Origin of the sequence: Pseudomonas brassicacearum (assembly GCF_918698105.1) — a bacterium.
Lineage (GTDB): Bacteria > Pseudomonadota > Gammaproteobacteria > Pseudomonadales > Pseudomonadaceae > Aquipseudomonas > Aquipseudomonas brassicacearum_F.
On sequence record NZ_CAKKMI010000041.1, the window covers coordinates 41,543 to 56,998 of the forward strand.

The window sequence follows — 15,456 nt, forward strand, 5'->3', positions numbered from 1 at the left end:
TTGTAGTGAAAGGGCTAGTGGCGCATAACCGTGGTGGGTATTGCCAGTGTTTTGTGTCGGCTGCCGCTATTGCGGTGCATCCGGGTTCTCGATCTGCTCCAGCATCCACTCCACGAAAAGTCGTACCTTGGGCACTTCCGCCGAGTGCTCGGGGTAGGCCAGGTAATAGGCATTGGTGCTGGGCATCGCGTGTTGCCAGGCGATGACCAGTTTGCCGTCGGCCAGTTCTTCTTCCACCAGAAACCGCGGCAGCAGGGCGACGCCGCAGCCGACCTGGGCCGCGCGAATGCACATGTAGAAGGTTTCGAAACGCGGCCCGTGATAGCTGTGTTCGGTGTGGAAGCCCTGGTGGTCGAACCAGTCGTGCCAGGCCTGGGGCCGCGAGGCGTTTTGCAGCAGCACCAGCTCGGCCAGTTGGGTCGGGTCGGTGAAGGGTTGGTCAGGCAGGCTGCCGGGCGCGCAGACCGGTACCAGTTCTTCGCCGAAAAGCTTCAGGGATTCGGTGCCAGGTCGCGAGCCTTGGCCGAAATAGAACGCCAGGTCGCTGCGCCCTTGCAGCAAGTCGTCGGCCTCCTGCTCGCTGCACAGGTCCAGATGAATCTTCGGATGCCGCAATCGCCAGCCCTTCAAGCGTGGGACCAACCAGCGGGCGCCGAAGGTCGGGGGCGTGGAAACGCGCAGGACTTCGGTGTCGCCACCGTAGGAGCGCAGGTAATGGGTAGACATCTCCACCTGCGTGAGGATTTTTCGCACTTCCCCAAGGTACAAATCACCGGCAGGCGTCAGTTGCAGGCGTCGGCGTACGCGCCGGAACAGCAAGTGCTGCAGCAACTCTTCCAATTGCGCGACCTGCTTGCTGACGGCGCTCTGGGTCAGGTTCAGCTCTTCGGCGGCACGGGTGAAGCTCAGGTGACGGGTCACCGCTTCGAAACATTGCAGCGCCGTGATCGACGGCAAATATCGTTTATTGAGCATGATGAGGCCTTATTTCTTGTGGCTCTGCTTATCCGGGTCATGGCCAGCATGAATAAACGGAATGATATCTCGCTTAAAGGTCGTTTGTTGGCAAGTCTTGGGCCAGCTACAACTACAGGTCTGATCAGCCGCATTCGTCCGGCTGCCAATCCTTTGTCTTTCGTGTGAGGAAATTTTCCATGGTTGCTGCATTGCTTGATCGCTTGGGCGTCGACTCGGCCCTGTACCAGAACGGCGCACAACCGGTGCATTCGCCCATTGATGGCAGCCGTATCGGCGCCGTGAACTGGGAAGGCGCGGCTGAAGTCGAGCAGCAAGTCAGCCGTGCCGAACACGCCTTCGACCTGTGGCGCCAGGTGCCGGCGCCGCGTCGCGGCGAGCTGGTGCGTCAATTTGGCGATCTGTTGCGTGAATACAAGGCCGACCTTGGCGAGCTGGTGTCGTGGGAAGCCGGCAAGATCACCCAGGAAGGCCTGGGTGAAGTGCAAGAGATGATCGACATCTGCGACTTCGCCGTCGGCCTGTCCCGCCAGCTGTACGGCCTGACCATCGCCTCCGAGCGTCCGGGCCACCACATGCGTGAGTCCTGGCATCCGTTGGGCGTGGTCGGGGTGATCAGTGCCTTCAACTTCCCCGTGGCGGTCTGGGCCTGGAACACCACGCTGGCCCTGGTGTGCGGCAACGCGGTGATCTGGAAACCCTCGGAAAAGACCCCGCTCACCGCCCTGGCGTGCCAGGCGCTGTTCGAGCGCGTGCTGAAGAATTTCAGCGACGCTCCCCCATACCTGAGCCAGGTGATCATCGGCGGTCGTGATGCCGGTGAGGCGCTGGTGGATGATCCGCGCGTGGCCTTGATCAGCGCCACGGGCAGCACCCGCATGGGCCGTGAAGTGGCACCGAAAGTCGCCGCGCGTTTCGCCCGCAGCATCCTGGAACTGGGCGGCAACAACGCCATGATCCTGGCCCCGAGCGCCGACCTGGACATGGCCGTGCGCGCCATCCTCTTCAGCGCCGTCGGCACCGCTGGCCAGCGTTGCACCACCCTGCGCCGGCTGATTGCCCATGAATCGGTGAAGGAAGAAATCGTCACGCGCCTCAAGGCCGCCTATTCGAAAGTGCGCATCGGCCATCCGCTGGAAGGCAACCTGGTCGGGCCGCTGATCGACAAGCACAGCTTCGACAACATGCAGGATGCGCTGGAGCAGGCCTTGAGCGAAGGCGGGCGAGTCTTTGGTGGCAAGCGCCAGCTGGAAGACCAATTCCCGAATGCTTATTACGTCTCGCCGGCCATCGTCGAAATGCCTGAGCAGAGCGACGTGGTGCGCCACGAAACCTTCGCGCCGATCCTGTACGTGGTTGGCTACAAGGACTTTGCCGAGGCCTTGGACCTGAACAATTCCGTGCCTCAGGGCCTGTCGTCCTGCATCTTCACCACCGACGTGCGTGAAGCCGAGCAATTCATGTCGGCCGTGGGCAGCGACTGCGGCATCGCCAACGTCAACATCGGTCCGAGCGGCGCGGAGATCGGCGGCGCATTCGGTGGCGAAAAAGAAACCGGCGGCGGTCGCGAATCCGGCTCCGACGCCTGGCGCGGCTACATGCGCCGCCAGACCAACACCGTGAACTACTCGCTGGAGTTGCCGTTGGCGCAGGGGATTACCTTCGACTGAGGTCGAGTCAACGGAAATCCCCTGTGGGAGCGAGCTTGCTCGCGATAGCGGTCTGTCAGTCACATAGTTATTGAATGTGCCGCCGTCATCGCGAGCAAGCTCGCTCCCACAAATGAAATGGTGTGGTGGTTAGGTTTCTTTTTCGGAGTCTGGCAATGCCGTTACGCGAAGAATGTCTGTGGGAAAAACTGACGCCGCAAAGGCCCGAAAACAGTGCGCTCACCGGTGAAGTCACGGCCGATGTCTGCGTGATCGGCGCGGGTTTTACCGGGCTGTCGGCGGCGGTGCATTTGCTCGAACAAGGCAAGCGCGTGGTTGTACTGGAAGCCCATCGAGCCGGGCATGGTGGATCGGGGCGTAACGTCGGGTTGGTCAACGCCGGCCTGTGGATCCCGCCGGACGACATCGAGGCCGGGTTCGGCGAGGCGGTGGGCAGCCAGCTCAACCGCATGCTGGGGGCCGCACCGGCCCTGGTATTCAGCCTCATCGATAAATACAACATCGATTGCCAACTGCGTCGCGAAGGCACCCTGCACATGGCCCATAACGCCCGGGGCGAGGCCGACCTGCGCAGTCGCGAAGCGCAATGGAAGCGCCGTGGAGCCCCGGTAGAGTTGCTCACCGGCCAGGCTTGTGTCGAGGCCACCGGCACGTCGAAAATCGCCGCGGCACTGCTCGACCGTCGCGCCGGCACGCTCAACCCGATGGCCTACACCAGCGGGTTGGCCAAGGCGGCCACGGACCTTGGCGGCCAATTGTTCGATCATTCACCGGTGACGCGCCTGGAACGCCAGGGCCAGCGCTGGTCGGTGCAGACTGCCCAGGGGTCGGTGCTGGCCGAGCAGGTGGTGATCGCCTCCAACGCCTACACCGAGGGCGACTGGACCGAACTGCGGCGCAATTTCTTCCCCGGTTATTACTATCAGGTCGCCTCGGTGCCGCTGACCGACGAGGCCGCCCGACGCATTCTGCCGGGCGGGCAGGGCTCGTGGGATACCCGCCAGGTGTTGAGCAGCATCCGCCGGGACAAGGACGGCCGTTTGCTGTTGGGCAGCCTGGGCAACGGCAACCGCAAGCCGACCTGGTTCCTCAAGGCCTGGGCCGACCGTGTGCAGCAGCACTATTTCCCCTACCTCAAGCCAGTGGAGTGGGAATGCACCTGGACCGGTTGCATTGCCTTTACCCCCGATCACTTGATGCGTCTGTTCGAACCGGCCCCCGGGGTGGTGGCAGTGACCGGCTACAACGGCCGGGGCGTGACCACCGGCACCGTGGTCGGCAAAGCGTTCGCCGATTACCTGTGCCACGGCGATGCCCAGGCCCTGCCGATCCCGTTCGCACCCATGCAGCCAGTGGCCGGGGTGGGGTTGCGCAGTTGCCTGTATGAGGCGGGCTTTTCGCTGTATCACGCGGGCCAGTGCCTGCGGATCGTCATTTGAGTGTTGAAAATTGTTGCTGGACCCCGCGTTTTCCGGCGTAGCGTCTAGCCTGTTATGGTGCGGGTTGTAGCAATCGCGCACCGACAGTGTGCAGTTCGGTGACGTGGGTTGTTACACAGTGGTTGCACGCCGTTTCGTGTGATGGTTGCAATGATGGCTCACGGAGGGTTTCACCCATTTAAATAAAAGGTTGCACCTCGTGCGGTTTAGACGGTTGCACGCCCTATGAAAAAGGGCTCGAAACAGTCGAAATAACAATAAAGCAGCGACTTTTTTCAGAATAAAAAACCGATGGCACGGCCCTTGCTCTGAGCTTTTCAGTGAAATGAAGTCGCAGTGCCAACTAAAAAAAACCTTGGAGCACCACCTCATGTCCCAGACGTTTTACAAGAAAGGTTTCCTGGCCCTCGCAGTGGCAACTGCGTTGGGTGTTTCTGCGTTTGCTCAGGCCGACATCAAGATCGGCGTAGCGGGTCCCATGACAGGCGCCAACGCGGCATTTGGCGAGCAGTACATGAAAGGTGCCCAGGCGGCAGCCGATGCCGTTAACGCGGCAGGTGGCGTCAACGGCGAGAAGATCGTGCTGGTCAAGGGCGATGACGCCTGTGAACCGAAACAGGCTGTTACGGTGGCCAAGGACCTGACCAACCAGAAAGTGGCGGGCGTGGTCGGTCACTTCTGCTCCTCGTCGACCATCCCGGCCTCCGAGATCTACGACGAAGCAGGCATCATTGCAATCACCCCGGGTTCTACCAACCCACAGGTGACCGAGCGCGGCCTGAGCGCCATGTTCCGTATGTGCGGTCGTGACGACCAGCAAGGTATCGTCGCTGGCGACTACATCGTTGACGTGCTCAAGGGTAAAAAAGTCGTTGTGCTGCATGACAAGGACACCTACGGTCAGGGCCTGGCGGATGCGACCAAGGCTCAACTGGCCAAGCGCGGCGTTACGCCAGTGCTGTACGAAGGCCTGACCCGTGGCGAAAAAGACTTCAGCACCATTGTTACCAAGATCCGTGGCGCCGGCGCCGACGTCGTGTACTTCGGTGGTCTGCACCCGGAAGCCGGTCCACTGGTTCGTCAACTGCGTGAGCAAGGCCTCAAAGACGTCAAGTTCATGTCCGACGACGGCATCGTGACCGACGAACTGGTCACCACCGCTGGCGGCCCGCAATTCGTCGATGGCGTGTTGATGACCTTCGGTGCCGACCCGCGCCTGCTGCCCGACAGCAAGACTGTCGTGGATGCGTTCCGTAAGGCAGGCACTGAGCCGGAAGGCTACACCCTGTACGCCTACGCTTCGGTGCAAACGCTGGCTGCGGCTTTCAACGGCGCCAAGTCCAACAAGGGCGAAGAAGCCGCTGCCTGGCTGAAGAAAAACCCGGTCAAGACTGTCATGGGCGAGAAGACCTGGGACAGCAAGGGCGACCTGAAAGTCTCCGACTACGTGGTCTACGAGTGGGACAAGGACGGCAAATACCACCAGCTGGAAAAACAGAAGTAAACGCGATCGGCTAGATCCCCGCGATTCAGGTGGAGCGAGCCTGCTCGCGATGGCGGACTGACAGGCGACATCTTTGTTGAATGTCCGTCCGCTATCGCTGGCAGGCCTGCTCCCACAAGGGGATGTAGTGTTCTGACTGACATTGCTCCGACGTAAATCTGTATTTTCCTTAGAAGAACCGCACACTCAAGGGTGTGCAGGTTCTCACTGCGTGAGATTGCGTTATGGATGGTATTTTCCTGCAGCAACTGGTCAACGGCCTGACCCTCGGGTCGGTTTACGGCCTGATCGCCATCGGCTACACAATGGTCTATGGCATCATCGGCATGATCAACTTCGCCCATGGCGAGGTTTACATGATCTCTGCGTACCTCGCGGCGATCAGTCTGGCTCTGCTGGCATACTTCGGTATTGAATCCTTTCCCCTGCTGATGCTCGGTACGCTGATCTTCACCATCATCGTCACGGCGGTATATGGCTGGGTCATCGAGCGTGTCGCCTACAAACCCCTGCGCAACTCCACCCGACTGGCACCGCTGATCAGCGCCATCGGTATTTCGCTGATCCTGCAGAACTACGCACAGATCGCCCAGGGCGCGAAGCAACAAGGCGTTCCAACCTTGCTGACGGGAGCCTGGCGCGTCGAAATCGGCACAGGATTCGTGCAGCTGACCTACACCAAGGTTTTCATTCTGATCGCAGCGTTTGCGGGGATGGCCCTGCTGACCTACATCATCAAGTACACCAAGCTCGGCCGCATGTGCCGCGCGACCCAGCAAGACCGCAAGATGGCCTCGATCCTGGGGATCAACACCGACCGGGTGATTTCCTATGTGTTCATCATCGGCGCGGCAATGGCGGCCCTGGCCGGCGTGCTGATCACCATGAACTACGGCACGTTCGACTTCTATGCCGGTTTCATCATCGGCATCAAGGCATTTACGGCGGCAGTACTCGGCGGTATTGGCTCGCTGCCTGGCGCGATGCTCGGCGGGATCATTCTCGGGATCTCCGAGTCGCTGTTCTCCGGCCTGGTCAATTCGGACTACAAAGACGTCTTCAGCTTCTCGCTGCTCGTTCTCGTTCTGGTCTTTCGGCCCCAAGGCCTGCTTGGCCGTCCTCTTGTGTCGAAGGTGTAAGCGATGTCCTCAACCACTAAAAAAACCATTGATATCAAAAGAAGCCTGGTTGACGCGATTCTCGCCGGCCTTGTCGCCCTGATTGTGTTCGGTCCGATTGTCGGCGTGGTCCTGGACGGCTACGGCTTCAACCTGCAACCGACCCGTGTGGCATGGATTGTCGCCATCGTCATGGCTGGCCGCTTTGCCCTGGGCCTGTTCCTGCAAACGCCCAAGGGCCTGAAAATTCTTGAGGGCTTCGAAAGCACTGGCTCCGGGGTTCACGTACTGCCGCCTGATTACAAAACCCGGTTGCGCTGGATCATCCCGCTGGTGGTCGTCATCGCCGTGGTGTTCCCGTTTTTCTCCAATTCATACCTGCTGGGCGTGGTCATCCTTGGGTTGATCTATGTGCTGCTGGGCTTGGGCTTGAACATCGTGGTCGGCCTGGCTGGCCTGCTCGACCTGGGCTACGTGGCGTTCTATGCCATCGGTGCCTATGGACTGGCGCTCGGTTATCAGTACCTGGGGCTGGGTTTCTGGACAGTGCTGCCATTAGCTGCGATCACCGCGGGGTTGGCCGGTTGCATCCTCGGTTTCCCGGTGTTGCGTCTGCACGGTGACTACCTGGCGATCGTGACCCTGGGCTTCGGTGAAATCATCCGCTTGGTCCTCAATAACTGGCTGAGCCTGACCGGCGGCCCGAACGGCATGCCGGCGCCGCTGCCAACCTTCTTCGGTCTCGAATTCGGTAAAAGAGCCAAGGACGGTGGCGTCCCGTTCCATGAGTTTTTCGGCATCGCCTACAACCCTGATGTGAAGTACTACTTCATCTACGCGGTGTTGTTCCTCGTCGTTTTGGCTGTGTTGTACATCAAGCATCGCCTGACCCGCATGCCGGTCGGTCGCGCTTGGGAAGCCTTGCGTGAAGATGAAATCGCCTGCCGCTCAATGGGCCTGAATCACGTACTGGTCAAGCTCTCGGCATTCACCATCGGCGCCTCGACGGCTGGCTTGGCCGGGGTGTTCTTCGCTACTTACCAAGGCTTCGTCAACCCGACATCGTTCACCTTCTTCGAATCGGCGTTGATCCTCGCCATCGTGGTACTGGGTGGCATGGGCTCGACCATTGGCGTGGTGATTGCGGCCTTCGTGCTGACCGTGGCCCCGGAACTGCTGCGCGGGTTCGCAGAATACCGCGTGCTGCTGTTCGGCATATTGATGGTGTTGATGATGATCTGGCGTCCTCGCGGCCTGATCCGCATCAGCCGTACCGGGGTGACGCCGCGCAAGGGGGTAGCGCCATGAGCGAAGTCGTACTCAAAGTTGAAAACCTGATGATGCAGTTCGGCGGCATCAAGGCCCTCAGCGACGTCAGCCTGCAGGTCAAGCGCAACTCGATCTTCGCCCTGATCGGCCCCAATGGTGCGGGCAAGACCACGGTGTTCAACTGCCTGACCGGTTTCTACAAGGCTTCGGGCGGCAAGATCGAGCTCAACGTGCGTGGCGAGCAAACCAACGTCATCAAGCTGTTGGGCGAGGCGTTTCGCCCGACTGATTTCGTGTCGCCGAGGTCCTTCGCCAGCCGGCTGTACTACAAGATGTTCGGCGGCACCCACCTGGTGAACCGCGCCGGCCTGGCGCGCACCTTCCAGAACATTCGCCTGTTCAAGGAAATGTCGGTGCTGGAAAACCTGTTGGTGGCCCAGCACATGTGGGTCAACCGCAGCATGGTGGCGGGCATCCTCAACACCAAGGGCTACCGCAAGGCCGAAAGCGACGCCTTGGACCATGCCTTCTATTGGCTGGAAGTGGTGGACCTGGTGGATTGCGCCAACCGCCTCGCCGGGGAGCTTTCCTACGGCCAGCAACGGCGCCTGGAAATCGCCCGGGCCATGTGCACGCGCCCGCAGATCATCTGCCTCGACGAGCCGGCCGCCGGCCTCAACCCTCAGGAAACCGAAGCGCTGAGCGCGATGATCCGGCTGCTGCGCGACGAGCATGATCTGACCGTGGTGCTGATCGAACACGACATGGGCATGGTAATGAGCATTTCCGACCACATCGTGGTGTTGGACCACGGCAACGTGATCGCCGAGGGCGGTCCCGAGGCGATTCGCAACGATCCGAAGGTGATCGCGGCCTACCTGGGTGCCGATGAAGAGGAGCTGGTATGAGTGGACCTATCCTCGAGCTCAAGGAGCTGGACGTGTTCTACGGGCCGATCCAGGCCCTGAAGAAAGTCTCGATGCACATCGGTGAAGGTGAAACCGTGAGCCTGATCGGCTCCAACGGTGCCGGCAAGTCCACGTTGCTGATGTCGATCTTCGGCCAGCCGCGTGCGGCGGGCGGGCAGATCATCTACCAGGGCGTGGACATCACCCACAAGTCGTCGCACTACATTGCGTCCCACGGCATCGCGCAGTCGCCGGAAGGGCGGCGGGTATTCCCGGACATGACCGTCGAGGAAAACCTGCTGATGGGCACCATTCCCATCGGTGACAAGCACGCCAGCGAAGACATGCAGCGCATGTTCGAGCTGTTCCCGAGGCTCAAGGAGCGGCGCAACCAGCGGGCCATGACCATGTCCGGCGGCGAGCAGCAAATGCTCGCCATCGCCCGGGCATTGATGAGCCGGCCAAAGTTGTTGCTGCTCGACGAGCCTAGCCTGGGGCTGGCGCCGATCGTGGTGAAGCAGATCTTCGCCACCCTGCGCGAGCTGGCGTCCACCGGGATGACCATCTTCCTGGTGGAACAGAACGCCAACCACGCCCTCAGGCTGTCGGACCGGGCCTATGTGATGGTCAACGGCGAGATCCGCCTGACCGGCACGGGCAAGGAGCTGCTTGCCAACGAAGAGGTGCGCAACGCGTACTTGGGCGGGCATTGAGGCGGTTGTTGCAATGAAAATAACCGGCGAGTGATCGCCGGTTTTTTTATATCCCCAGAACACCACCAACCCCTGTGGGAGCGAGCTTGCTCGCGATAGCGGCGGAATCAGTCGACATCCATGTATCTGAGACTCCGCCTTCGCGAGCAGGCTCGCTCCCACAGGGTTTTTATGCGTTTTTGCAATTGTGGACAACAATCCTGAGCCCCTGCGAAACCGCGACATAAAGTCGCCGCAAACAGTTGTTTTGTCACGGTTTTGACTTGTCCCCGTTTGCTGTGGAACTGGCTGTGGGTAACGTGGGAGTAGCTGGCTGAAAGCCTTTGAATACGTGGCTTGCAGGCTTGTGATTGTTTTTTGATCAGGCGTTTTCAGTCAAGCGGGAGTGGCTGTTGTCAACACTTTTATGAGCGCTGCAATGGGCCCGAAAGTCGGTGGGCAAGCCTGTGGATAAGTCTGTGATTAAACTCTGGAAAGACCGCGCTGAGCAGCGTCGTTACTGGCTTGGAGCCATCGCCCATCGCGCGTTGGCTTATAGCAGATAACTTGCGCTGCACAACCTGACTTGCAGGGTCAAGCGAAAAAATTTTCCAAATACCCCGCAAAGCCTTATACACAGCGGCTTGCGGGTTTTGCACTTGCCCCCGATTACTGTGGACGTGCCTGTGGATAAGGTGCGGGCAACCGGCTGCGGCCCTTGTTTGGCAAGGCTTGGCGTTGATTGGTTGTTTTATGAGCAGTCGAGGGGCAAAAGCCGTGTGCAAGCCTTGCCCCTACCGTGCCGGGGCGGGCATGCTGTGGGCCGATTTCCCTTTCAATGGCTTTTGCAGTTCAAACAAGGAGAACACGATGTCTGACACCCTGTTTATCACCGGCGCGACATCCGGTTTTGGTGAAGCCTGTGCCCGTCGTTTTGCCGAGGCCGGCTGGAAACTGGTGCTGACCGGTCGTCGTGAAGAACGCCTCAATGCCCTCTGTACCGAGCTGTCGAAGCAGACTGAAGTCCATGGCTTGGTATTGGATGTGCGGGATCGCAAGGCCATGGAAGAGGCAATCGCCAACCTGCCGCCATCCTTCGCCAAATTGCGCGGGTTGATCAACAACGCCGGCCTGGCCCTGGGCGTCGACCCGGCACCCAAGTGCGACCTCGATGACTGGGACACCATGGTCGACACCAATGTCAAAGGGCTGATCTACAGCACTCGCCTGCTGTTGCCGCGCCTGATCGCCCACGGCCGTGGGGCCGGGATCGTCAACCTGGGCTCCATCGCCGGCAACTACCCCTACCCGGGCAGCCACGTGTATGGCGCGAGCAAGGCGTTCGTCAAGCAGTTCTCCCTGAACCTGCGTTGCGACCTGCAAGGCACGGGCGTGCGGGTGAGCAATATTGAGCCGGGCCTGTGCGAGAGCGAGTTCTCCCTGGTGCGCTTTGGTGGCGACCAGGAGCGCTACAACGCGACCTACGCCGGTGCCGAGCCGATCCAGCCACAGGACATCGCCGATACGATTTTCTGGGTGCTCAATGCGCCGGCGCACATCAACATCAACAGCCTGGAACTGATGCCGGTGAGCCAGACCTGGGCCGGGTTTGCCATTGAGCGCAACAAGGCGTAGGGAATGGTGTGTGGATGAGCTTTTGTGGCGAGGGAGCTTGCTCCCGCTGGGCCGCGCAGCGGCCCCAAAAGCTAACGACTGCTGCGCAGCCGAGCGGGAGCAAGCTCCCTCGCCACAGGGGTGTGTCAAGCCAGATAATCAGCCAGCCCGCGATAGCAGGTCAGCAGGTGATACGGCGTGGTCGATGGCATGTCCCGACGGCTGACGATGCCGTCGGCATCCAGGCATTCGTTCCAGCCCTTGGCATGCAGGAAATGCTGCTGCAGCGCCTGCAATTGACGCAACAACAACCCTTGGCTGCCCGGGCGCAAGGTGAGTGCCCGCAAGTATTCCGCCTGGGCCCAGATGCGTTGGGTGGCATCGCGCGGGGCTGCCTGTGATCCCAAGGCCAGCATTGCACATACCGCGCCGGAGTCCGGAGCGACACCGCGTTGTTCGGTATGGCCGAAGCTGTGCTCCAGGGCTGTGTGCAACTTGCCGTTGCGCAACAGGGGCGATGAGGCCAGCAAGTAATACCATTCGAACTGGTGCCCCGGTTCGAACCAGTTATCCACAGCCTTGAGCGGCTTCTCCATCATCACCCGTTGTTGCGGCTCGATGAACTGCTTGGCCATTGCGTCGCACAGGCTCAGCAACGCCTGGCGGACGTTGGGGTCTTCGCGGACCGACAAGGTCGCGAGGAACGCTTCGGCCAGGTGCATCAAGGGGTTTTGCAACGGGCCGGATCCGGTCGTCGACCAATCGCGCTTGAGGCTGGCTTCGTAGAGACCGTCTGCACTGGCGAAGCGCCGGGCAATGACCTCCAGGCTCGCGTTGAGTACCGATTCCACCAGCGGTTCGCGGACCTTGCCCCAGTAATGGGCGCAGGCGAACAGGATGAAGGCGTGGGTGTAGAGGTCTTTGCCGGTGTCCAGTGGCGCGCCTTGCGGGTCGATGCTGTAGAACCAGCCGCCATGCTCGGCGTCGTGGAAATGACGCTGCAGCGAGCGAAACAGTGCGCTGGCCCGTTCCTCGGCCTGGGGCACTTCGCCGATCAGGCTGGCGAACACATACAACTGCCGCGCACAGGCCATGGCGCGGTAGCGCTGGGGTGGCAGCGGCACATGCTCGGCATCCAGGGATTCGTAGGGCAACGCCAGTTCGGCATTCCAGCCCGGGCCTTGCCACATCGGCACGATCACGTCGTGAAAATGCTGACGCACCGTTGCGAACAGGGCGGTCAATTCAGGCTGGGGAGCGGGGCGGGAAGCATCAGGCATGGGCGGACGTCGTCACGGCTGGGGGCGATTGCGCGACATGGTAGCAGAGTGACCGACTTCAGAGAGATGGCGCCTGCAAGTCCGTCATCGCGAGCAAGCTCGCTCCCACAGGGGCCGGCATTCTGTCTGAAAGAATGCGGTCAAACTGTGGGAGCGAGCTTGCTCGCGATAGCGGCCCGGCAGGCGCTAAAGAATCAACCCGCCAGCAACCAAACCCCAGCCGCCGCCGAAGCTGCCCCGGCCAACCGAACCAATGGCGCCGCCGCGCGCGGCAACACCCGCACCAGGGCAAACCCGGCGCCATGCAACGCCGCTGTCGCCGCGACGAACCCTGCCGCATAGGCCCACGGGCTCGACATGTCTGGCAGTTCCAAGCCATGGGCCACGCCGTGGAACAGCGCAAACAGTGCCGTTGCACCGACCGCCAGGCTCAACGGTGGACGCACCGCCAGTGCCACCGCCAGGCCCAGGGCGAGCACCGAGGCGGCGATCCCGCTTTCCAGCGCCGGCAGGTCCAGGCCTTCAAAGCCCAGCAGGCCGCCGAGCAGCATCGTGCCGACGAAGGTGCATGGCAGTGCCCAGCGCGCGGCGCCTTGTTGTTGTGCGGCCCACAAACCGACCGCCAGCATGGCCAGCAAGTGGTCGAGCCCGCCGATGGGGTGGCCGAGGCCGGCGATCAGGCCATTGTCGCCATGGCCGGGGTGGGCGAAGGCCAGGGCCGGGGTCAGCAGCAGGGCGAGGGTGCCGAGGATGCGTTTGAAGGTCATGGATAAGCTTCCTTGTTGTCAGTCGAAAAGATCAGGCGGCGCTCAGCAGGCCCTGGCGCTCGATGAAGGCGATGATGTCGTCCAGGCCCTGGCCGGTCTTCTGGTTGCTGAACACGAAGGGCTTGCCGTTGCGCATCCGCCGGGTGTCGCTGTCCATCATTTCCAGGGACGCACCCACCAGCGGTGCCAGGTCGATTTTATTGATCACCAGCAGGTCGGATTTGCAGATGCCCGGTCCGCCCTTGCGCGGCAGCTTGTCACCGGCCGAGACGTCGATCACATAGATGGTCAGGTCCGACAGCTCCGGGCTGAAGGTCGCCGACAGGTTGTCGCCGCCCGATTCCACCAGAATCAGGTCCAGGCCCGGGAAGCGCCGGTTCAACTGGTCCACCGCCTCCAGGTTGATCGACGCATCTTCGCGAATCGCCGTGTGCGGGCAGCCGCCGGTTTCCACGCCGATGATCCGCTCCGGCGCCAGGGCCTCGTTGCGCACCAGGAAGTCGGCGTCTTCGCGGGTGTAGATGTCGTTGGTGACCACCGCCAGGTTGTAGCGTTCACGTAGAGCCAGGCACAGGGCCAGGGTCAGGGCGGTCTTGCCGGAACCTACCGGGCCGCCGATGCCGACGCGCAGGGGTTGTGTATTCATGAGTGTCTCCTAGGAACGGAACAGACGGCTGTACTGGCGTTCATGGGCCATGCACGCCAGGGACAGGCCAAATGCGGCGCTGCCGTAATGGTCGGGGTCGATGTTCGAGGCGTCGTGCTGGGTTTGTTGCAGCAGCGGCAGCAGTTCGCTGGTCAGGCGCTGGGCGGCTTGCTGGCCCAGGGGCAGGGTTTTCATCAGCACCGCCAGTTGGTTTTCCAGCCAGCTCCACAGCCAGGCGGCGAGGGCGTCCTGGGGGGCGATATTCCAGGCGCGGGCTGCCAGGGCCCAGCACAGCGCCAGGTGCGGTTCGCTGCGCTGTTGGAGACTGAGCTGTTCAAGAAAGTCGCGCGCGGCACCGTCGAGTTCCGGCAGGCCGGTAAGCAGTTGCTGCAACGAGTAGCCCATCTGTCGGCTCTCTTGATGCAGCTCACGGGTTTCCCGGCTGGCGCGGTGTTCTTGGCAATGCAGCAGCAGCGCATCCCAATCGTCAGCAGCGGCAGCGCTGCAGTGCGCGAGCAGCAAGGGCGCTTCGAAACGCGCCAGATTCAGCAGCAGTTGATCACTGATCCAGCGACGGGCGTCGTCGGGATTCTTCACCTGGCCATTGTCCACCGCCATCTCCAGCCCCTGGGAATAGCTGTAGCCGCCAATCGGCAACTGCGGGCTGGCCAGACGCAGTAGCGCCCAAGCCGGGTTCATGTGCGCACGCCAAACTGATGCAGGCGCGGCGCGTAGTTGAAAGCTTCGTCGCCGTGCCGGGAGTGATGGTGACCGCCGCCATAGGCGCCATGTTCCGGCTGGAACGGGGCTTCGATGGGTTCGGCGCGGGCGCCCAGTTGTTCGAGCATCGCCTTGAGCACGTAATCGTCGAGCAGGCGCAACCAGCCGTCGCCCACTTGCAGGGCAACATGGCGATTGCCCAGGTGATAGGCGGCACGGGTCAGTTCGAACGCGTTGGCGCAGGTGACGTGCAGCAATTGTTCGGCGCGGGCGCAAACGCGCACGATGCGCCCGTCTTCAGCTTGCAGGCATTCGCCGTCGTACAGCGGCGGTTGGCCTCGTTCCAGGAACAGCCCCACGTCTTCACCTTCGGCACTGAAACAGCGCAGGCGGCTTTTGCTACGGGCGTCAAAGGTCAGGTGCAGCTCGGCGTCCCAGCGCGATTGAGTGTCGATTCTGCGATGAATCACCAGCATCGGAGTGCTTCCAGCAATGAACAGTGCTGTGTTTAGAGCAAGGGGCTTGCCAACCGAAAGAGATGTAGGAAATAGCTGGGATGGGGTTTCAGGATGGGGCGGATTGCGTGCCATGTTGGTGCGCGACGGGCTGTCGCGCACCATTTTGCGTCTTGCACAAAAAGAACCTGTGGGAGCGAGCTTGCTCGCGATGGCGTCGGTTCAGTTGGCATTGATAGGGACTGATGCACCGCTATCGCGAGCAAGCTCGCTCCCACAGTGGGGGACATCCGGGGCTTATTCGGTACTGCCCAGCCCTTGCCAATGCTTGAGGCCAATGAAGATGAACCGCAGTTGCTGGGTAATCTTCGCCTGGGGCGTGAGGTGTTCGGGGAGGGC

General features: G+C 61.4%; 14 protein-coding genes and 1 pseudogene. 8 read left to right on the forward strand and 7 right to left on the reverse strand.

Going from position 1 to position 15,456, the window contains the following annotated elements; all coding sequences use genetic code 11:
• Positions 1-66: 66 nt before the first annotated feature.
• Positions 67-975 carry a LysR family transcriptional regulator gene (locus LQ215_RS17105; RefSeq protein WP_230151628.1) on the reverse strand — a complete coding sequence of 303 codons (909 nt, stop codon included), beginning with the start codon at positions 973-975 and terminating at the stop codon, positions 67-69.
• Between the two features lie 179 nt (positions 976-1,154).
• Between LQ215_RS17105 and amaB the strand changes: the two genes are divergently transcribed.
• The 8 genes from amaB (at position 1,155) to LQ215_RS17145 (ending at position 11,210) form a co-directional block, all read left to right on the forward strand.
• A complete protein-coding gene (amaB, locus tag LQ215_RS17110) occupies positions 1,155-2,645 on the forward strand; it encodes an L-piperidine-6-carboxylate dehydrogenase (protein ID WP_230151629.1) in 1,491 nt (496 codons plus the stop codon).
• A gap of 155 nt (positions 2,646-2,800) precedes the next feature.
• The gene (amaA, locus tag LQ215_RS17115; protein ID WP_230151630.1) at positions 2,801-4,084 is read left to right on the forward strand and encodes an L-pipecolate oxidase; all 1,284 of its coding nucleotides are present in this window, start codon (positions 2,801-2,803) and stop codon (positions 4,082-4,084) included.
• Positions 4,085-4,454: 370 nt separating this feature from the next.
• Entirely contained in the window at positions 4,455-5,588 is a 1,134-nt protein-coding gene (locus LQ215_RS17120; RefSeq protein WP_230151631.1) for an ABC transporter substrate-binding protein, read from the forward strand.
• 224 nt (positions 5,589-5,812) lie between these two features.
• The gene (locus LQ215_RS17125) at positions 5,813-6,727 is read left to right on the forward strand and encodes an ABC transporter permease subunit (RefSeq protein WP_230151632.1); all 915 of its coding nucleotides are present in this window, start codon (positions 5,813-5,815) and stop codon (positions 6,725-6,727) included.
• 3 nt (positions 6,728-6,730) lie between these two features.
• The gene (livM, locus tag LQ215_RS17130; protein WP_230151633.1) at positions 6,731-8,014 is read left to right on the forward strand and encodes a high-affinity branched-chain amino acid ABC transporter permease LivM; all 1,284 of its coding nucleotides are present in this window, start codon (positions 6,731-6,733) and stop codon (positions 8,012-8,014) included.
• Positions 8,011-8,883 (forward strand): ABC transporter ATP-binding protein, encoded by an 873-nt coding sequence (locus LQ215_RS17135; RefSeq protein ID WP_230151635.1) that lies wholly within the window; start codon positions 8,011-8,013, stop codon positions 8,881-8,883. Before livM ends, LQ215_RS17135 begins: the two co-directional genes overlap by 4 nt.
• On the forward strand, positions 8,880-9,596 hold the full coding sequence (locus tag LQ215_RS17140) for an ABC transporter ATP-binding protein (protein ID WP_230151638.1): 717 nt from the start codon (positions 8,880-8,882) through the stop codon (positions 9,594-9,596). The genes LQ215_RS17135 and LQ215_RS17140 overlap by 4 nt, the downstream gene beginning before the upstream one ends.
• Before the next feature lie 849 nt (positions 9,597-10,445).
• Positions 10,446-11,210 carry an SDR family oxidoreductase gene (locus LQ215_RS17145; protein ID WP_230151640.1) on the forward strand — a complete coding sequence of 255 codons (765 nt, stop codon included), beginning with the start codon at positions 10,446-10,448 and terminating at the stop codon, positions 11,208-11,210.
• Positions 11,211-11,335: 125 nt separating this feature from the next.
• Here the strand turns inward: LQ215_RS17145 and LQ215_RS17150 are convergent, their stop codons facing one another.
• The 6 genes and pseudogenes from LQ215_RS17150 to LQ215_RS17175 form a co-directional block, all read right to left on the reverse strand.
• Entirely contained in the window at positions 11,336-12,469 is a 1,134-nt protein-coding gene (locus LQ215_RS17150) for an AGE family epimerase/isomerase (RefSeq protein ID WP_230151642.1), read from the reverse strand.
• A 194-nt stretch (positions 12,470-12,663) separates the two neighbouring features.
• Positions 12,664-13,236 carry a HupE/UreJ family protein gene (locus LQ215_RS17155; protein WP_230151644.1) on the reverse strand — a complete coding sequence of 191 codons (573 nt, stop codon included), beginning with the start codon at positions 13,234-13,236 and terminating at the stop codon, positions 12,664-12,666.
• A 31-nt stretch (positions 13,237-13,267) separates the two neighbouring features.
• Complete coding sequence (gene ureG / locus LQ215_RS17160; protein WP_060739393.1) at positions 13,268-13,882, reverse strand: urease accessory protein UreG; 615 nt, start codon at positions 13,880-13,882, stop codon at positions 13,268-13,270.
• Positions 13,883-13,891: 9 nt separating this feature from the next.
• Entirely contained in the window at positions 13,892-14,581 is a 690-nt protein-coding gene (locus LQ215_RS17165) for an urease accessory protein UreF (RefSeq protein WP_230151646.1), read from the reverse strand.
• On the reverse strand, positions 14,578-15,078 hold the full coding sequence (gene ureE / locus LQ215_RS17170) for an urease accessory protein UreE (RefSeq protein WP_230151648.1): 501 nt from the start codon (positions 15,076-15,078) through the stop codon (positions 14,578-14,580). The genes LQ215_RS17165 and ureE overlap by 4 nt, the downstream gene beginning before the upstream one ends.
• Before the next feature lie 276 nt (positions 15,079-15,354).
• Positions 15,355-15,456 (reverse strand): annotated as a pseudogene (locus LQ215_RS17175) (TetR family transcriptional regulator); the annotation flags it as partial.